Genomic DNA, 18,204 nt, shown 5'->3' on the forward strand with positions numbered 1-18,204 from the left:
TGCTCTTCAATGTCTGTTGCTATGCATAAACTGACAGATCTCAACTATTCGTCAAGGTAGCAAATAGTTGAGAGCGGGCTGAATAGTTACGATTGCACAATTGTTAGAGTTGCAGCTTGATGTTGCCGGAGACGTCCGTCAGGAGCTGGAAAGTTCTTATCAGAGCACCACAATGTTTCTGATTGCGGGTATCCTGGTGATTCTGGCTATTGTTATTGCCAGCAGTCTGATTGTAGCCAGAGCGATTACCGGACCTCTGAATAAAATGCGTGATACCATCAGTCATATCGAGCAGAACCACGATCTGACCAGTCGCCTGGATGTGTCTGGAAATGATGAAGTGTCGGCTATCGGAGCGGCCTTCAATAATATGCTGGATCAGTTTCAGAAACTGGTTACCCGTGTGTCATCATCGGTGGATCACTTATCCCGTGAGGCTGAGAATATGTCTCTGGCCAGCCAGCATACCAGTGATGGCATGAGCCGACAGCAAGCAGAAACAGATCATGTGGCAACTGCGATGAATGAGATGGTCGCTACCATCCAGGAAGTAGCGCGTAATGCTTCAGAAGCTGAAACTGCTGCTCAGACCACACGCTCTGAATCGGAATCCGGTGATCAGATTCTGCAGGAAAATAATCGGATTATCGAAACTCTGGCCAATGAAGTGGACAATGCTGCTGAAGTAGTCGCTTCTCTGGAACAGGAAGCACAGAATATCGCCCTGGTGATTGACGTGATTAAAGGTATTGCGGAGCAGACTAACCTGCTGGCACTGAACGCGGCTATTGAGGCGGCTCGTGCCGGAGAGCAGGGGCGTGGTTTTGCCGTTGTGGCCGATGAAGTACGCAGCCTGGCACAACAGACGCAGAACTCGACTCAGGAAATTGAGGATGTGATCCAGAGAGTTCAGCAGGGTAGCCGTGATGCTGCAAGGGTGATGAATCAAAGCAAGGAACGTGCGCAGCAGGGGCTGGCACAGAGTGCCAGAACAAGTGAAGCTCTGGCTCAGGTGACCCATCATGTAACGATGATCAGTGATATGAATAGCCAGATTGCTGCGGCGGTTGAACAACAAAGTGCAACGGCTGATGAGATGAATCAGAGTATTATTAATATTGCTGAAGCCTCCCGTGAATCATCAGCGGCAGCGGCCCAGACTGCGACAGTGAGTGAAGAGTTATCCTCTCTGTCCGGAGAGTTGTCGGATACGGTGCGTCAGTTCAGAGTCTGATTATTCCTTTCTCAAATCGATCAGGGGCACTGAGGTTACTCTGTGTTCCTGATGACTAATCGAAAGATGTCTGTATAAGAGATCATCAATATCAACGTAAATCCTGCTTTTTTTCGCAACCTGTATAGTCCTATAATGAAATCATCAAAATAAAGTGAACTTGCTTAACTGCATTATCAGCCCCGCCGCTATGGCGTTTAGGAGAGTTTGAATATGAGCCTGGATCTGCTGAACGAATTGGAAAAACGAGTCCAATCCGCTGTTGAAACCATTGAAACACTGAAGCTGGAAATTGAAGTGCTGAAAGAAGAAAACTCTCAGCTGAAAGAAGAAAGCTCGCAGCTGAAAGGGGAACAGTCAGCCTGGGAAGATCGCCTGAGTGGCTTATTAGGTAAATTTGATCTGCTGGATGCAGAAGTAAGTCAGGATGCTGTCGCAGAAGAAGAAAACAGTCTGGAAGAAGATATTCAGGACGATGATGATGCGTCACTGGAAACTGATACCGATATTGTAAGCGCTGATGATTCTGAGATCAGTGATGCTGCAGATGATGAGCTGGCCGGTCTGGATATGGAATCTGAAGCCAGTGTTGATGATAGCACTGAAGCTGAACTGGCAGCCGTTGAAGAGATGGATTTTGACGCAATTGCTGATGATGCGGATCTTGAAGATCTTGATGGTCTGGAAGAGATTGAGATTGATGAAGAGTCGGAAACCAGTGATGAACTGCTGGCCCAGGATGTAGCAACAGATGAAGCATTCAGCGAAGAGCTGAGTGATCTTGCTGAGCTGGAAATGGAAGATGATCAGGAGTCTTCTGAACAGCGCGGCTTCTGATTCTGATTGATGAGGTTAGCTGAAGCCGGTTAAGCCGGATCAGATCATTCGTGTATCTCCACAGGCTTCGTATATACGAAGCCTGTTTTATTTCAGGAGGGAATACGGCGTATTGGTTGATTGATCATCTTTTGTTTTCTTACTCTGATAGTTCTTAATACAGCCTTAAGTCTTTTGCGTTAGCCTGGTGTAAGCGACTCTGTCATGAAGGATATATTGTGAATACACCAGTTGGTAATCGGTTAGACCGCTGTATTAAAGGAAACAGGTTTCAGTCTTTTTATCAGGAACTTTTGTATAACAGCATACATTTTCCAATAGCTAATATTATGCTGGAACTGTTGCTGGAAGGATTTACCGACTACCTGCGAGAAATTGATTTCTATGCAATGCTTCTGGCCTGTATTATCCAGGCCTGGTGGCTGGGTGGTTGTCATTACAGAGGATGCCCTGCTCCATTACCGGGTAATCTGATTGCTCCGGCTATATATAGTGTGATTGAGTGGGTCGTTGAAGGGCAAGAGTTCTGGTCCGCTCCTCATCATCAGGCATTCTGGTTCTTTGCCCTGTTGATCGGTACGCTTCAGCATATTCAGCTGATGAGGGTTGGCAAAGCGCGTTTGTATCTGTTGCTGGCAGAGCATTCTGTCAGAACAAGTATTCTACTGGTTATGTATGCTATTTTTGAATGGCATATGTCATCGGATTCATTTTCTCTCGAAACCTTTCTGTCCGAGAGTGGGCATCAGTTTGTTGTTATGACTGTGCTGCTATTGGGACTGGTGGTTGGCTATGGTTTCTGGCTGGCTCAGGGATACTTGTTGCAACTCCGATCGATGGCTGATCAGTTAAAGTGTTATTCCGAATGGTTTCTGGGGCGTGAGTTGCTGGAAAAAGCGGTTAATGACGCTGATGCTCTCAGCCTGAGCCGGAGGCAAAGAGCGGTGCTTTTTATGGATATTCGTGGGTTTACAGCCTGGAGTGAACATCAGACACCTGAACAAGTGGTTGAAATGTTAAATGCCTGTTTTGCGATGTCTGAGCCTGTACTTGAACATTATCGGTCTATTCGCACAAAGCATACTGGCGACGAAATTATGGCTGTATTTGCAGGGCCTGAACAAGCTGTGTGTGCAGCGCAATTATTACGTTCTGAACTGAAAAAAATCCTCTTGCCTTATGATCTGAATGCAGGGTGCGGTATTCATTACGGTGAACTGGTCGAGGGGCTGATCGGCAGTCACAGTGTACGCAGCTATGATGTGGTAGGGGATACCGTTAATACAGCTAAGCGATTATGTGATGCTGCTTCTGGTGGTGAGATTCTGATCTCGCAACCGGTCCTTGACAGCCTGCGGATGGAAAAAGTATTCAGTGTTCGCCAGATTCTTATGAAAGGTAAGCAGCAAGCTTTTACTGTCTTCAGTCTTTGAATGGCTATGGTTTTATTACAGTGACCTTTATTCTTTTTTTGTCGGAAGCTTTATATGGCCTGATACCTTTGCCTGACATACACTACGCGCTGGCTGGTTATTTATTGACTGGCCAGTCTTTTGTAACACAATAATCAACTTTCTGGATCGGTTGTCGGATGTCGCATCGACAGGTGAACTTATGCCCTCCGGGCCTGTCTCTGATAGCGTTATTATCAGGCAGGTAAGCAATCAAAAAATGCTTATGAGAGAATGAGCAGACTTTCACGGTCTTCAGTCTGTGTCATCTTTTCATGAAAACCTTGCTGCAACTGATCAGAACCAGGACAGACCGGGAGAACCTGATGTCAGCTATTGAAGTAAACTATCGTTGGACTGAAGAAGAATATCTGCAGGCAGCTGATCAGCACACTCGCTTTGGCGGTGGCAATTCGAAAGATAAAATCGTTGCAGCTGTCGTAGGTGGCCTGATTGTGCTGAGCCTGTTTATGATGATGGAACGAGGTTTTCAGCCTGCAGACAGCATGGCGTTTATTCTGGCTATCTACTGGTTCTTTTTCCGCAGTCGTATCCATACCCGAATGCTGAGAAGCCGATTCCGGAAAAGCACCCAGCAGGGTAAGCTGATCTCTCTGAGCATTACCGATGAAGAGATCCAGGCTCAGACTGAAGATCAGACCGAAGGCAGCTTTGACTGGAGCACTGTGACTAAAGTGGTCCAGACTGCGCAGGGCTATCTGATGTACCGTGGGGTTAATTATCTATGGCTGCCGAATGTGGGCTTCAGCTCCGAAGAAGATGCAAAGCGCTTTGGGGCTATGTCTGAGCGTAAAGCGGCGCTATTTGTTGATAAAACCGCCGGTTAATATCTTAGATGCTCGGGTTAGCCGGGCATCCTGGCAGAAGTAAGCCCGATCTCTGGCTTACTTCTGTATTGTTTCAGGCTTTATCTGACGCCTGTTATAACTGAATACTCTGCCTTTCCTCTGGTCACCTTCCTCTCGTATTTTGCTTAACCAGGTTTCTGTTATTCCCGGCAGTCGCTATAATGCCTGCCTTTTCTGTCAGAGCCAGGTGACGCGCAATACGCGAATAGAGCCTGCTGCCACTATACTGACAGCATTTCCTGCAGATCCCGATAACTTTAGCTGAGAGAGTATCCATGACACTGGCCAGCCTTCGTCTGAATAAAAATGCCGACCGCCGTATCAAAGCCGGTCACCTGTGGATTTACAGTAATGAGGTAGATACGAAAATCTCTCCGCTGAAGCAGTACAGTGTCGGTCAGCAGGTGCGGGTCGAGGCTTCTAACGGCAAGGTTCTGGGCACCGCTTATCTCAACCCGAATACCCTGATCTGTGGCCGTATAATCAGCCAGAATCCAGATCAGCTGCTGGATAAATCGTTGCTGGTGCACCGTATTAAGATTGCTCTGGGTCTGCGTGAGCGTGTGTTCCCAACGCCTCACTACCGTCTGGTATATGGTGAAAGTGATCAACTGCCGGGTCTGGTAGTGGATCGCTTTGGCGATGTGCTGTCGGTACAGCTGAATACGGCCGGTATGCAGGCGCTGGAAGAGGATATTCTGGATGCGCTGGAGAAGGTACTGAAGCCACAGGCGATTGTACTGCGTAACGACGGCGGTATGCGCAAGCTGGAAGGTCTGGAAGAGGAAACCCGTGTCGCCCGTGGTGAGCTGCCGGAAGAGGGTGTTTTTCTGGAAGAGAACGGTGTTAAGTTCCACGTGCCTGTTCTGACCGGCCAGAAAACCGGTTGGTTCTACGATCACCGTATGAACCGTGCCCGTATGCAGCAATACTGCAAGGGTAAAAAGGTGCTGGATCTGTTCAGTTATGTCGGTGGCTGGGGCGTTCAGGCTGCGGCGGCAGGAGCTGAGTCTGTACTGTGTGTTGATGCGTCTGCTGTTGCGCTGGATGAAGTGGAGAAGAATGCTGAGCTGAACGGTGTAGCCGATAAAGTGGGCACCATGCAGGGCGATGCGTTTGAGGCTCTGAAACAGCTGGTGCAGGAAGGTGAGAAGTTTGATGTGATCGTGCTGGACCCACCGGCCTTTATTAAACGCCGCAAGGATATCAAAAACGGCGAACAGGCTTATAAACGGATTAACCAGCTGGCGATGCGTCTGCTGGAAAAGGATGCCATTCTGATCTCTGCATCCTGCTCGATGCACCTGGCCTATGATCGTCTGATCGATATCGTGCGCGGTTCTGCCCGTCATATCGACCGTCAGGCTCAGATTCTGGAACAGGGCCACCAGGGTGCGGATCACCCGGTTCATCCGACCATTGTTGAAACGGCTTATCTGAAGTCACTGATTGTGCGTGTGTATCGCGACTGATCTGTTTAATTCAGTACCAGAGAAACACGACAGTGACCGCCAGCTGGTTAACCTCTGATCCCGTCAGTACCATTGAACTGCCCGATGATCTGCTCTGGTCTTTGCCAGAGCGGTTCTCAGAGGCCGTGCAACAACAGCCATTTGTCCTGCCGATTCAGGTGCAGGACAATGAGATCGATCACTACGATCATGTGAATAACGGGGTCTATCTGGATTGGTTACAGCAAACCGGCTGGGCTCATGTACGCCAGCTGGGTTTAAGCCTGGAGCTGTATCAGCAGTTGGATCGTGCCCTGGTGGTGCATCGCCATGAGCTGGATTATCTGGCTCCGGCTTACAAAGACGATGCACTGGCGATGGCCACCTGGTTGGTTCGATTTGATCGCTTAAGCGTATTTCGCTGTTTTCAGCTGCAACGCTTAAGTGATCGTAAGACGCTGTTTCGGGCCTATAGCCACTATGTCTGCGCCCGTATGAGCAATGGTAAGGCGTGTCGTCTACCGCAAGAGTTTCTGACTGCTTATCGCCAGACCAGCCAGCCTTCATCCCAGGTATGATGCGGACTGTTTTGGTTGCTGGCTTTGATTATTCACTGCAGTCCCTCATTCCTCATTCCTTTAGCTATTACGATAAGCATTCGGCAGTTTGATATTAAACAGAATCGCCAGTGCCCGAAGAATAAAGGCCACTAAGAAACCACCGATCAAATCATAATTACTGCCCACATCCAGCTGTCTGAGCACCAGATAAACGATGGCACCGGCCAGGGTTGTGGTGATATAGAGTTCTTCATTCATCAGTGTCAGATTACTGCCGCAAAGTACATCACGAGCGATACCGCCAAAGCTCGCACTCATCACCCCCATACAGATCGCAATCAGAGGAGAAACGCCAAAATCGAGGGCGACCTTGGTGCCTACAACCGAAAATAGCGCCAGACCGACCGCATCCATCCAGATCAGCGCTCTTGTACGGGAAGCCAGTCTGGGAGCGATAAAATAGGTGATGGCGGACGCCGTCAGGCATATCACAATCCAGATCGGTTCCCGAATCCAGAATACCGGCATCTTGCCCAACAGAACATCACGCAAGGTTCCGCCCCCGACACCGGTTGCTGTGCCTATCAGCATAAACCCCAGGATATCCATTTTTTGTCGTGCGGCATCCAGTGCCCCCGAAACTGCAAATACCGCCACAGCGGCCAGTCCCATGATGTTAACCGCCGCGGTAATATCGAATGTCATTATTCAGTCCTTTTAATCATTAGTAATGATTGTTGTACCAGGCGACTGGCCTCAGGGTTTTGCTGCCTTTAGCCGCGCGGGTGATATTGTTGGGTTATTGCGCTTTTTTTACAAGATAGGACAATGTCGTTGCTTTGTTTTACCTGTATCAGACATTTTTATGGTAGTGTTCTGCTGGCTTAAAAACTGCGGACTAAACCTGCTTTATGGTTAACTCCATATGTTCAGTTGTGAATAGCCACCTTCGGGGTTCGGGAAAACTTGCATGAAGCTTTATCTGTATCTCTCTTTTCGTCACCTGGATGTTCTGCGCAATAATCGTCTGCACTTCAGCGGTGTAACAGAGCGGGCCGATCCGTTTGAAAATAACCGCCCGGCCATGAGTAAAACACCAGAACATGTGCCGATCAGCGAAGAAGACTTTACAGCTGAACTACGCCGCCAGTATACGGCGCTGCCAGAACATATGCAGGCGCTGGTCGATGAGGATTACTTCTGTAATCAGCTGCGTCAGAAGCGCCCGGCTATTGAGAAACAGATGCGTGATCGCCAGCGTCCCGGAAGTGGAAAAAAGCAGCTGCCAGATCCGAAAAAGCTGGAATCCCTGGCACTATGCCGTCTGTTTAAATCAGCTCTGAATCCCGTGATCTGGGAGCGTTATGGTGATCAGTACAAAGGGTTTGTGGTTGAACTGGATGTCCGGCATCCCTATTTCTCCGACAACCGCTATAAAGCGCAGCCTCAGGTGCTGAAGCCGGTCAGCTACAGCAGTGATCGCCCTTCTGTTAAAGCCAGAATTCAGCCCTTTCCGGCTCTGTTTTATCGTCCGCAACCGTTTGAGTCTGAGCAGGAATATCGCCTGGTTCGCCCGAAGGAGGTCTGTGATCAGAGTACCGATCTGAATGGCAGAGAGTTCTTTTTTTATAACTTCCCGCCGTCACTGATATCACGAGTGATTATCGGCTGTAATGCCAATGATGAAGATAGAAAGGCATTGCTGCAGCTGTTCAGCGCTGATCTGCGTTATAAGAAAACCCCTGTGGAAAATCTCTGGCTGGACTCTGATCTGTTTACTCTGCACAGCAAGCCTGTACAGAAAAAAGCCCCGGTTGCCAGTAAAAAGCCTCTTAAAGCAGCCGCAGCGGATAAGCTGGAGTCTGCTGTCAGAAAGACAGAACATCAGGCAAGGAAAACGCCGCCTGCTGTTAAACCTGCCCTGGCTAAAAAAAAGCCAGTTTCAGGAGCTAAAACAGGGCCGGATGTGATTCAGTCATCGCCGCCGGTAAAAAAAGCAGAGACAATGAAACCCGGTACAGCCTCATCTCCTGAGGCGAAAAAGCCTCAACCCGATAAAAGCCGGGCACTGGCGCAGCAAAAAGCACCGACTCAGAAAAAGGTGCCAGTACAAAAAACGACACCAGGACAGCAAAAAGCGCGACCACAGAAAATAGCTGCATCGACAGCACCTGAGCCGGTTAAAAAAACTGTCCCGGATGATAAAAAGGTGGTGACAGAGCTGGCTAAGCAATTGGTTGGTGGAGAGCTTAAAGTACCAGACAAAAAACTGAGTGCGGCTGCCAGAAGTCCTGAAATGGCGGTGATTCGCCCTGGTAAAAAGAAACCAGCGCAGTAATGGATTTGCCGTGGGATCAGTTTTGTCTGTTTGTCAGATGCTGATCCCTGCTGTTTTACCGCTTTGATCTCTGACTGTCATTTTCTTTCCATGCTGGCTTTTCTTATCTTTTATTACAGAACAAGGCTGCCTGGTTAGTTCTTATAGCCGAAACATTGAAAAGCTGTATTTTTATGCTGACTTTTAATATTTACTGTTAGAAAATACAGTGGATATTGATACAGGAGTGCCGGGCTATGGCAAATTTTCAGACTCATCTGGGTGGGGCCGCTCTGGGAGGCGGTCTGGTGGCAACCAGTGTGCTGGTAACAGGGATGATGACTTTACAGCAATCTGTTGCTGGCTGGTTGCTGGTCATGCTTGGTGGGCTGTTACCAGATATTGATTCTGACCACTCTAATATAGTGCGGGGGTTATTTACTGTTTTAGGTGGTGCGGCGGCTATTGCTACTGTGCTGGCCCTTGAAGACAGGATTGGTATTGCTGTGCTCTGGCTGAGCGGAGCTATCAGTTTTATTTCGGTGCGTTATGGGGGCAGGTATGTTTTTTCTCGATTTACGGCACATCGGGGAATTTATCACTCATTACTGGCCGGAGTGTTCTTCGCAGTGCTTGTAGCTGCGGTATGCTGGCAGTTAATAGGATTATCCGAGAAACAAAGCTGGTTGATGGCTATCTGTTTGTTTATTGGGTTTATTATTCATCTGGTGCTTGATGAATGTTACAGCGTGGATCTGGTCAGCGTACGCCTGAAAAAATCCTTTGGTACAGCAATGAAGCTGTTTGATTATAACAATATCGGTAATAGCCTGATGCTGCTGGTATTGGTTATTGGGCTGATGTACCTGGCACCCCCTCTGCAGGTTCTGGAATCTTTATTGTTGAGCACTGATCTTCTGGCGAGCCTGGAGCGTCACCTCTGGTGACTTGCTTTAACCTGACCGATATAACAGCAGACAATACGCCGGGCCAGACCGGGTATTGTCTGTCATATACTAGCTATTACTTTCTTTTCGTACTTTTTCTGATAATCAAACTAAATCAGGGCCTGCTAAAAGTCTTATACCTTGCTTCACGTGATGTCTTCCGCAGGTATATCTTTGATCAGCTGTTGGCTGAGCTCCATCGCACTATGCCAGCTGGCACTGAAACCGTGACCCTTTAGCCAATCACCGCATACCGAAATTCCCTGATCAGGGGCATACAGGCTGTATTGATCCAGGTTCAGGCTCTGATTGGTACTGTACAGCCAGCGATGACAACGATTCAGTTCAGGTCCGGCGGGTTGTCCTGTAACACTGGAAAATGCCTCCTGTAGCTGGTCAGCAACCCATGCCTGATCGGAGTCCATATGGCGCTGACTCCATTCTGGCGTAGCGTGCAGCACCCATATTTCACTATGGGATGACCGCTCTGGTTTATGGCTTTCTCTGACCGCTTTTTCCAGAATAGTATGATGACCTTCCAGCCAGTCGTAGGGTATATCTGCTGGTTCAGGCAGAGCTATGACATTAACCCAGCGTACTTCGGGTGTAACCTGGCGGCTGAGAGCCTGATAAGCCGGAATTGTCTCCAGCAGAGGTGTTGCCTGTGGTGCAGGTGTGGCAATAACCACATGATCGAACTCTCCTTGTGGATTATTCTGCTCATCTCGGAGTAACTTTCCGGACATGGCCGGTTCAATCTGAGTAATACGGATCTGATTGTTAAGCTGGATGTTGTCATGATTCAGCAGTTCCCGTGTTAGTGCACTCAGGCGATTATTGCCAGTATAGAGCAAAGCATCGGGTAAAGCGTTCAGTTCAAAGTCCGCTTTTTTAGCTGGCCAGAGATGCAATTGTCCCTGGTTCTGCTGTGCTTCGAGCCAGTCAGAGAACTCTGTTGTATCGGGGGTTAATGCCACGCTGCCCAGATCCGCAGTATCACTGCCCAGCCGGGTACTGGCCAGACGTCCTCCGGTGCCCCGGCTTTTCTCAAATACAGAGATATTGATTCCGGACTCTGCCAGCTTTCTGGCAAGTATGCAGCCGGCAAGCCCGGCTCCGATAACAGCAACATGTGTGACGGACATTGGTCTTCCTTTCTGACGTTTCTTTTCTGATTCTGATTTTACGAATATCGCAGGCAGGCAGATCATAAGAGTTCAGGCTACCAATGGTCTATCTGCATGATTTATAAAATATTTTTAATCTGGATTCTAAACGGCGAAAAATAAAGGTAATTTCGGTAAACAAGCCGGTATTTTACGGCTTTTATTAATAATTGAGTCTGTAACTTGCAAAGGCTAAGATGAGAACATCGTTGTCATTAAAGGAGCTGTATGATGCCTGCACAGTCTCAGATTAAGGCGCAGGGAATTGCATTCACTGATAAGGAACTGATTGTTGAATCAGATCAGTCCAGGCACTCTGTCCCTTTGTCCTGGATTAAGGCGCTGGAAGACACTCCCAGAAGTCAGTTGGAAGACTATGAGCTGCAACTGGATGGTACCTGTGTATACTGGCCACAACTGGAACTGACGCTCTCGGTGAAAGGTCTGATTCTGGGCAGTTATATTCAGGATGGCCTGGAACTGCTGGAAGAGATGTGCGAGCCTCCGACTACAGAAAGTCAGACCTGATTTTCAGGTGAAATCATCACGACGCAAACCGTACTTTTTCAGTTTATCGTACAGGGTTTTCCGTGGCAGACCGAGGGCTTCCATAGTCAGTTTAATTGAGCCTTTCTGGCGGGATAGTTCCTGTTCAATCAGGCTGCGTTCAAACATTTCGACTTGTTGAGGCAAGGTCAGAGGTTTACTGGCTTCTTCTCCGAACATCAGTTGTTCCAGGTTATAGTCACAGGTTTCCCCTAACAGAACATAACGTTCAGCCAGATTTTTAAGCTCCCGCACATTACCTGGCCAGTTATGGCTCATCAGTACAGAGATATGCGCACCATCCAGAGGTGGTGCTTCCCGCTCGACGCGATTGGAAGCGATCAGTGCAAAGTGCTGGAATAACAGAGGAATATCTTCCATACGTTCCCGCAGAGGTGGGATATCGAGCGTCACCACATTGAGTCTATAGTAGAGATCCTCCCGGAACTGCCCTGCTTCTGCTGCCTGTTTCAGATCTGTTTTGGTTGCAGCAATGACTCTGATATTCAGAGGAATCAGTTCATTGCTGCCCAGACGCTCTACACAACGTTCCTGTAAAACACGTAATAATTTGACCTGCAGTGACAGGGGCATGCTTTCAATTTCATCCAGAAATAAAGTGCCGCCATTGGCATGTTCAAATTTACCAATGCGCCGTTTCTGGGCTCCGGTAAATGCACCGGGTTCATGGCCGAACAGCTCGGACTCGATGATACTTTCCGGTACTGCGCCGCAGTTGATAGCAACATAGTTTTTGCCCTGTCGGTTACTGTGCTCATGGATATAGCGGGCAATCTGATCTTTACCCGCTCCTGTTTCCCCGAACAGGAGTACATCAGCATCCAGGCTGGCAATCTGGGTAATCATACGCAGTAGCTGCTGCATGGCGCGGGTTTTACCAATAATTCTGGGACCCGGAGCACTGTGCAGTTCCAGTTCCTGTTTCAGTTGACGGTTTTCCAGAGTTAAACGGCGTTTTTCCCAGGCACGTTTGACCACATCCAGCAGCAGATCATTACTGAAAGGTTTTTCCAGAAAATCATAAGCGCCTTCTCTGATTGCCCCTACCGCCATAGATATATCCCCATGGCCCGAAATCAGAATAATCGGGATATCCCGGTCAACTTTCAGTGCTGCTCGCATAAATTCCAGGCCATCCATACCTGGCATGCGCATATCACAGACAATCACACCCTCCCAGTCCGGGTTAAGCTGGTGCAAGGCATGTTCGGCCTGTTCAAAACTTTTCGGCTGATAGCCTGCCAGAGCCAGTGTCTGAGCGACGGTGATACGCAGATGCTTTTCATCATCAATCACAAACACTTCAATACACTCACTCATTGGTTTTCCCCATCTTGCAGTTTTATCCGATCAGTCCTGTTCCCCGGCTGCCAGAGGCAGGATGACGCGCAATGTTGCACCCCCTTCCGGTCTGTTGAAGGCTTTTATAGTACCACCAAAATCACTGATGATCCGGTAGGAGATTGAAAGTCCCAGCCCCAGCCCTTTGCCTTCGTCACGGGTACTGAAGAAGGGGTTAAATATCTGCCCGATATGTTGTTCAGCAATACCTGGACCACTGTCGCTGACCTCAATCCATAGTTCATCTCTGATAATGGTATCGTGGGGCGATGCTACTTCGGCTGTATGCAGGCTCATGGCAATCTGAACTTGTCGGGTGCTTCGATGTGAAATGGCGTGTAAGGCGTTGCTGATCAGGTTTACGATGACCTGTTCCAGCCGGACTGCATCGGCTCTGACATAACACTCCTGATCCGTTAGTTGCAGATTAAACTCAATAGCATCTTTTTCCAGCTGAGGTTTAAACAAGCGCAGAGCATAATCTATGGTGGCTTTGGGTGATATCAGTGTCAGCTCTCCTCCACTTTTACGGGCAAACAACTTCAGCTGGGCACTGATCGAGGCCATACGGTCCGTCAATTCAACAATCTGTTCCAGATTAACCTGAGCCATCTCCTGGTTATCCCGCGTCAGGAAAGTGACGCCATTTTCAGCATAAGCGCGGATAGCTGCGATAGGCTGATTCAGTTCATGATTGATGCTGGCACTCATCTGTCCGAGTACGGCCAGCTTAGCGGCCTGAATCAGTTCATCCTGAGTTTTCTGCAAGGTTTCTGTGGTATGCCGGTGCTGATTGATCTCTTCGGTTAAGCGGGTGTTAGCCTCTGTCAGATCCTGGGTGCGTTCAACCACCCGGCTCTCCATCTGATCATAGGCGGCCTGCAGGGCTTCTTCATGCTGTTTACGTTCAGTGATGTCGTGCAGGGTCACCATATAATCTGTTTGCTGGCCACGACTCATCATACTGACGACCATTTCGACCGGAACAGGAAGGTAATCTTTACGTACTCCGCGGATTTCCACTGCAACCGAGTTTGCTTTTTCCAATGCCTGGACACCAATATTTCTGTCCTGCTCCAGAATCAGCTCATTAAAATTCTGCCCGTGCAGTTCATGCAACTGATAACCGAACAGGCGCTCTGCAGAAGGGTTGATATAATCAATTTTCCCCAGTCGGTCCATCGTCATGATGCCTGCCTGGGTGTTATCCAGAATAGCCCGGATACGCGCTTCGTTTACTTCCAGTGCTTTCTGGGTTTCCCGGTCATGACGGATACGTTCCCGTTGAATACGCTGACGTTGTACGCTGTACATAGACAGTAAAACCACAACCAGGTAGATACCCGCGGTCAGTAAGCAGTTTTTCAGAATTTCCGTGCGTACTTTTCGGGTATTTTTCAGGATATGTACCCGCCATCCTGCATCTGGCATAGGTAAACTGGTTTGCAGATAGCGGTTGATCCGTGCGGCATTATCCGGGTTATCCGGTGCAATGCGCACCAGCCAGGTGTCCGGATTCAGTTCATCTATTGTCTGATAAGGCAGGGTTTCTATCTGCCGGTCTCCGTAACGTCGTGAGCTATTGATGCGTACCCGATCTTTTTCTGGCAGAGGGTGCAGGCTGCGCAGTAGCCAATGCTGGTTGCTGCTGATAAAAATAACACTGTCCGGATCAGAAACAACAAACTCGGTATCCGGGTCCTGCCAGGGGATTTCAAGATCATCAATGACTATTTTGACCACCAGTATTCCGATGACGCTCTGTCCGGCAAAAACCGGATAGGAATAGTAGTAACCTCTTTCTCCTGAGGTGGTGCCCAGACCATAAAACCGGCCTTTCTGGCCCTGAATCGCATCCCGGTAGTAGGGGCGGAAACTGAAATTTTTGCCGATAAAGCTACGTGGGCTCTGCCAGTTACTGGCAGCGACCGTTGTGCCGTCAGTATTCAGCAGGTAGATATCTGATACCCGGGTAATTTGCTGATAGGTTTTCAGTGTGCTGTTCAGGCGAAGAGTGCTTAGCGGTGTGATATTCAGCAGATAGGCTGCCAGTTCCTGCTTGGTTGCCAGCAGTTCCGGAAGATATTCATATTTATCCAGTTTGCCTCTGAGGTTGGCGATATTGAGTGTCAGCTCGTGGCTAGCCTGATTGTGTAGTTGTTGTAGTTCATAGCGCTCTGTCCAGACCGCGGCCTGCCAGACCAGAAAAATGAACATCAGAACCAGTCCCAGGGCTGATAAGACCGGAGGGTTTCTGACGGGTTGAGCGTCGGGGTATCCCTGGTGATAGTCTGTCATGGATGAGGCTGGTAACAGATGTTTCAAAATAATGCCCATCGTCTGTTAAAACAAAAGCCATCACATTAGCGATGGCCTGATAGACAGCGGCTGGACAGGCCATGCCGGCTGTTGGCGCTGATAGAGTCGCTTTCTGTCACAGAGAGCTGTGCCGGTTATGAACCCGTAACCGACTGAGCCCTGCGTAAAGAGCGTTCAACGCGAGTTTCCTGGCGGCTCATTTCCAGCAGACTGTCTTCTACAAAGACCAGATGCTCATGGGCCATCGCCCTGGCTTTATCCGGGTTGCCTTCCATAATGGCATCATACATCGCCTTGTGCTGAGCCAGCAGGACAGGACGGGATTCATTCTTTTCAAACAGGTTTTTCAGGTTGGATACAATACTCTTTTCCAGCATGGCAAACAGGCCACGCAAGGTGTGTAGCAGTACGACATTATGCGCAGCTTCCGCAATAGCCATATGGAACTCAGCATCTATTTTAGCTTCCAGCACAGGATCATTTTTTTCATAGACCTCCATCAGCTTATTGAAGCGTGTTGTCAGCACCTGTTTATCTGCATCGGTACTGCGCAAAGCGGCATAGTAAGCAGAAATACCTTCCAGAGCGTCCCGGAATTCCAGCTGATCGTAAAGAAACTCATCATGTGAACTCAGTAGTTCATGCAGAGGATCAGTAAAAGAGCTTCCCAGCTCTTCTGATACAAAAGTGCCGCCGCCATGACGACTGAACAAAAGGCCTCTTGCCGTCAGTTTCTGTATCGCCTCACGCAGAGAGGGACGGGACACTTCGAACTGGGCTGCCAGCTCACGCTCAGGCGGCAGCTTCTGCCCGGGCTTCAGTGTACCTTCCAGAATCATGCTTTCTAACTGTTGCATGATGATATCGGAAATTTTGGGTTGTTTTACCCGTTGATAATTCTTGCTTTCCACTATATTCAACTCAGGCGATATAAAGAGTACCCCAGGGGCAGGGATTATTTTATTTGTGTTAATTGGTATTACCAATGCTAAGTGTAGTTGTTCGGGCTGTCAAATATAGCACTGACTTTCTTTCTGTGTTTTAAACGGCAATAAATTTTGTTCTGAAAGATAAAAAAAGGTCAAAACGCCTGGGTATACACATTTTTCAGAGAAAAGTTAGGTCATTCCGTGTCACTTTGGCACATTTATAGTGCGAAAATTAAGACTTAAGTTTTAGATTGGTGCAAAGATGTTTGACAAGACACAGGGAAGGTCACTATCTTTGACATCTGAATCTTGTAAATTGGTTTTACCAATTCCGGTTCTGAACGGATATATCGGCCTGGTTCGGTCGGTGATTGATAACAATAAACAAATCCAAAGCACGGGAATCGATCATGAAAAAAATGATGAAAGCCACTCTGGCCGCTACCTCTGTCTCTGTTGCGCTGGCAGGTGTGGCGTTTGATGCATCTGCTGAAGATAAGAAGATCCTGCTGAAGGTGCCAGTGGCATTCGCAACCAGTCTGCCCGGACTGGGTACCCCAATCCCTAAGGTAGCAGAACAGATCGAACTGGTCACAAATAAATCCATCCGTATGAAAGTGTATGAGCCGGGTAAACTGGTTGCACCGTTTGAGATTCTGGGTGCGGTATCCGCCGGTAAGATCAATGCCGGTTATACGACTGCGGGTTACTGGGCAGGTAAAATCCCGGCTTCTCCTCTGTTCTCTGCTGTGCCTTTCGGTCCTGATGCCGGTGAATACATGGCGTGGATGTACTACGGTAACGGCATGAAGCTGTATCAGGAAATGTATGATACGGCTGGCTATAATGTGAAAGTGATGCCATGTGCAATCAACCCGCCAGAGACTTCCGGTTGGTTCGCGAAGCCAATCGAGAAGCCTGAAGATCTTCAGGGGCTGCGTATGCGTTTCTTCGGTCTGGGCGCAAAAGTAATGGAGAAACTGGGCGTATCCACCTCTCTGCTGCCTGGTTCTGAGATCTTCCCTGCTCTGGAAAAAGGTGCGATTGACGCAACCGAATTCTCTACGCCTTCTGTAGATACCCGCGTAGGCTTCCACAAAATTGTGAAATACAACTACTTCCCTGGCTGGCACCAGCAGTCCACCATCTTTGAGCTGCTGATCAACAAAGACGTATGGAACAAGATGTCTGCAAGCCAGCAGGCTGCTCTGAATCAGGTGTGTAAAGCATCTATGGCTGATTCCTTCGCGGAAGGTGAAGCAAAACAGTTCTCTGCAATGAAAGAGAACGTAGAGAAGCGCGGCGTGAAAATCATGCAGTGGAACGACACCATGCTGAATGCATTCCAGGGCGCGTGGGATGAAGTGGTTGCAGAACAGTCTGCTGCTGATCCTATGTTCAAGAAAATCTGGGATGACATGAGCGCATTCCGTGAAGACTACAAGCTGTGGGGCCAGAACGCCTTCCTGCCTCGTAAGTAAGGGCTGATATCTCTCGGTTCTATAACAGGATGGGTTGCTGATGCCGCTTCTCTCTGATGAAAAGTGATGCAGCCTGTCCCCGAAAGGGGGGAGTGCTCTGCTCTTCTCCCTTTGTTTGAATGATTAAGCCTGAGAATACAGGTACTGGTCTGGCCTGAGAAGGCTTTCTTAAATCCCCCAACCATGATTCAGGAGAGTGGCTGTGTCTCACACAACGTCCTCCCATAAGGTAGACTCTGCGATTGCCGACAAGCTCGACAACATCGTACTGACTGCCGGTAAAATTTTTGCATGGTCATATGTGGTGCTTATGCTGGTCATTATTGTCCAGGTGGTACTGCGTTATGGCTTCAACCAGGGAATGGTAGTGCTTGAAGAGCTGCAATGGCATCTCTATGCCATCGGTGTGATGTTTGGTGTGTCATACGCTCAGGTGACCAACTCCCATATCCGGGTGGATCTGATTCACATGCGTCTGAGCCGCCGGGCTCAGCACTTATGGGAAATCTTCGGCATTCTGTTTCTGATGTTCCCTTTCATCTATGTGGTACTGGACGCCAGTCTGCCGTTTGTGTATGACTCCTGGCGCATCAACGAAAGTTCAGCTTCCCCGACAGGTCTGCCTTTCCGCTGGCTGATCAAAGCGGTTATTCCTCTGAGTTTTGGTTTGTTATTTATTGCTGGCCTATCCCGTCTGATCCGGGATGTTAAAGGCCTGGTTAAGGGTGAATAAGG

Annotated in this window: 16 protein-coding genes; 11 read left to right on the forward strand and 5 right to left on the reverse strand. The window is 48.7% G+C overall.

All coding sequences use genetic code 11. The annotated features are described in order from the left end of the window. Positions 1 to 100 precede the first annotated feature (100 nt). The 6 genes from H4O21_RS19340 to H4O21_RS19365 all read left to right on the forward strand — a co-directional run bounded on the left by H4O21_RS19340 (position 101) and on the right by H4O21_RS19365 (position 6,420). Positions 101 to 1,234 carry a methyl-accepting chemotaxis protein gene (locus H4O21_RS19340; RefSeq protein WP_182810540.1) on the forward strand — a complete coding sequence of 378 codons (1,134 nt, stop codon included), beginning with the start codon at positions 101 to 103 and terminating at the stop codon, positions 1,232 to 1,234. Positions 1,235 to 1,447: 213 nt separating this feature from the next. After that, positions 1,448 to 2,071, forward strand: a complete 624-nt coding sequence (locus H4O21_RS26210) for a cell division protein ZapB (RefSeq protein WP_182810541.1) — start codon at positions 1,448 to 1,450, stop codon at positions 2,069 to 2,071. A gap of 293 nt (positions 2,072 to 2,364) precedes the next feature. Then, positions 2,365 to 3,504, forward strand: coding sequence for an adenylate/guanylate cyclase domain-containing protein (locus tag H4O21_RS19350; protein WP_182810542.1), 1,140 nt, complete (start codon positions 2,365 to 2,367; stop codon positions 3,502 to 3,504). A gap of 344 nt (positions 3,505 to 3,848) precedes the next feature. After that, positions 3,849 to 4,370, forward strand: coding sequence for a YcxB family protein (locus H4O21_RS19355; RefSeq protein ID WP_182810543.1), 522 nt, complete (start codon positions 3,849 to 3,851; stop codon positions 4,368 to 4,370). Positions 4,371 to 4,666: 296 nt separating this feature from the next. Next, a complete protein-coding gene (locus H4O21_RS19360; RefSeq protein ID WP_182810544.1) occupies positions 4,667 to 5,863 on the forward strand; it encodes a class I SAM-dependent rRNA methyltransferase in 1,197 nt (398 codons plus the stop codon). 32 nt (positions 5,864 to 5,895) lie between these two features. Next, on the forward strand, positions 5,896 to 6,420 hold the full coding sequence (locus H4O21_RS19365) for an acyl-CoA thioesterase (protein ID WP_368737573.1): 525 nt from the start codon (positions 5,896 to 5,898) through the stop codon (positions 6,418 to 6,420). 60 nt (positions 6,421 to 6,480) lie between these two features. Here the strand turns inward: H4O21_RS19365 and H4O21_RS19370 are convergent, their stop codons facing one another. Then, complete coding sequence (locus H4O21_RS19370) at positions 6,481 to 7,107, reverse strand: trimeric intracellular cation channel family protein (protein WP_182810545.1); 627 nt, start codon at positions 7,105 to 7,107, stop codon at positions 6,481 to 6,483. Between the two features lie 265 nt (positions 7,108 to 7,372). On the opposite strand from H4O21_RS19370, the gene H4O21_RS19375 reads away from it, so the two are divergent. Further along, entirely contained in the window at positions 7,373 to 8,740 is a 1,368-nt protein-coding gene (locus tag H4O21_RS19375; protein ID WP_182810546.1) for a hypothetical protein, read from the forward strand. A gap of 236 nt (positions 8,741 to 8,976) precedes the next feature. Continuing rightward, positions 8,977 to 9,666, forward strand: coding sequence for a metal-dependent hydrolase (locus tag H4O21_RS19380; RefSeq protein WP_182810547.1), 690 nt, complete (start codon positions 8,977 to 8,979; stop codon positions 9,664 to 9,666). A 146-nt stretch (positions 9,667 to 9,812) separates the two neighbouring features. On the opposite strand, the gene H4O21_RS19385 is transcribed toward H4O21_RS19380, so the two are convergent. After that, the gene (locus H4O21_RS19385) at positions 9,813 to 10,811 is read right to left on the reverse strand and encodes an NAD(P)/FAD-dependent oxidoreductase (RefSeq protein WP_182810548.1); all 999 of its coding nucleotides are present in this window, start codon (positions 10,809 to 10,811) and stop codon (positions 9,813 to 9,815) included. A gap of 249 nt (positions 10,812 to 11,060) precedes the next feature. Between H4O21_RS19385 and H4O21_RS19390 the strand changes: the two genes are divergently transcribed. Further along, on the forward strand, positions 11,061 to 11,360 hold the full coding sequence (locus H4O21_RS19390; protein WP_182810549.1) for a DUF2442 domain-containing protein: 300 nt from the start codon (positions 11,061 to 11,063) through the stop codon (positions 11,358 to 11,360). Between the two features lie 3 nt (positions 11,361 to 11,363). Here H4O21_RS19390 and H4O21_RS19395 read toward each other — a convergent pair whose 3' ends face one another. The 3 genes from H4O21_RS19395 to H4O21_RS19405 all read right to left on the reverse strand — a co-directional run bounded on the left by H4O21_RS19395 (position 11,364) and on the right by H4O21_RS19405 (position 15,916). Next, positions 11,364 to 12,719, reverse strand: coding sequence for a sigma-54-dependent transcriptional regulator (locus H4O21_RS19395; RefSeq protein WP_182810550.1), 1,356 nt, complete (start codon positions 12,717 to 12,719; stop codon positions 11,364 to 11,366). A gap of 30 nt (positions 12,720 to 12,749) precedes the next feature. Then, positions 12,750 to 15,065 carry an ATP-binding protein gene (locus H4O21_RS19400; RefSeq protein ID WP_182810551.1) on the reverse strand — a complete coding sequence of 772 codons (2,316 nt, stop codon included), beginning with the start codon at positions 15,063 to 15,065 and terminating at the stop codon, positions 12,750 to 12,752. A gap of 128 nt (positions 15,066 to 15,193) precedes the next feature. Continuing rightward, positions 15,194 to 15,916 (reverse strand): GntR family transcriptional regulator, encoded by a 723-nt coding sequence (locus H4O21_RS19405; RefSeq protein ID WP_182810552.1) that lies wholly within the window; start codon positions 15,914 to 15,916, stop codon positions 15,194 to 15,196. Positions 15,917 to 16,398: 482 nt separating this feature from the next. On the opposite strand from H4O21_RS19405, the gene H4O21_RS19410 reads away from it, so the two are divergent. After that, positions 16,399 to 17,469 (forward strand): TRAP transporter substrate-binding protein, encoded by a 1,071-nt coding sequence (locus tag H4O21_RS19410; RefSeq protein ID WP_220495753.1) that lies wholly within the window; start codon positions 16,399 to 16,401, stop codon positions 17,467 to 17,469. A gap of 202 nt (positions 17,470 to 17,671) precedes the next feature. Further along, positions 17,672 to 18,202: a TRAP transporter small permease subunit gene (locus tag H4O21_RS19415; RefSeq protein ID WP_368737574.1), complete on the forward strand. Its 531-nt coding sequence runs from the start codon at positions 17,672 to 17,674 to the stop codon at positions 18,200 to 18,202. Positions 18,203 to 18,204 lie beyond the last annotated feature (2 nt).

It is taken from the genome of Oceanospirillum sediminis (assembly GCF_014164585.1).
In the GTDB taxonomy this organism is placed as follows: Bacteria; Pseudomonadota; Gammaproteobacteria; order Pseudomonadales; family Halomonadaceae; genus Oceanospirillum; species Oceanospirillum sediminis.

Bases quoted from the DNA above. Each gene is read 5' to 3' on its own strand.
- H4O21_RS19395 (WP_182810550.1), bottom strand. From the start codon at position 12,719: ATGAGTGAGTGTATTGAAGTGTTTGTGATTGATGATGAAAAGCATCTG.
- H4O21_RS19370 (WP_182810545.1), bottom strand. From the start codon at position 7,107: ATGACATTCGATATTACCGCGGCGGTTAACATCATGGGACTGGCCGCT.
- H4O21_RS19380 (WP_182810547.1), top strand. From the start codon at position 8,977: ATGGCAAATTTTCAGACTCATCTGGGTGGGGCCGCTCTGGGAGGCGGT.
- H4O21_RS19355 (WP_182810543.1), top strand. From the start codon at position 3,849: ATGTCAGCTATTGAAGTAAACTATCGTTGGACTGAAGAAGAATATCTG.
- H4O21_RS19360 (WP_182810544.1), top strand. From the start codon at position 4,667: ATGACACTGGCCAGCCTTCGTCTGAATAAAAATGCCGACCGCCGTATC.
- H4O21_RS19405 (WP_182810552.1), bottom strand. From the start codon at position 15,916: ATGCAACAGTTAGAAAGCATGATTCTGGAAGGTACACTGAAGCCCGGG.
- H4O21_RS19410 (WP_220495753.1), top strand. From the start codon at position 16,399: ATGAAAAAAATGATGAAAGCCACTCTGGCCGCTACCTCTGTCTCTGTT.
- H4O21_RS19385 (WP_182810548.1), bottom strand. From the start codon at position 10,811: ATGTCCGTCACACATGTTGCTGTTATCGGAGCCGGGCTTGCCGGCTGC.
- H4O21_RS19390 (WP_182810549.1), top strand. From the start codon at position 11,061: ATGATGCCTGCACAGTCTCAGATTAAGGCGCAGGGAATTGCATTCACT.
- H4O21_RS19375 (WP_182810546.1), top strand. From the start codon at position 7,373: ATGAAGCTTTATCTGTATCTCTCTTTTCGTCACCTGGATGTTCTGCGC.
- H4O21_RS26210 (WP_182810541.1), top strand. From the start codon at position 1,448: ATGAGCCTGGATCTGCTGAACGAATTGGAAAAACGAGTCCAATCCGCT.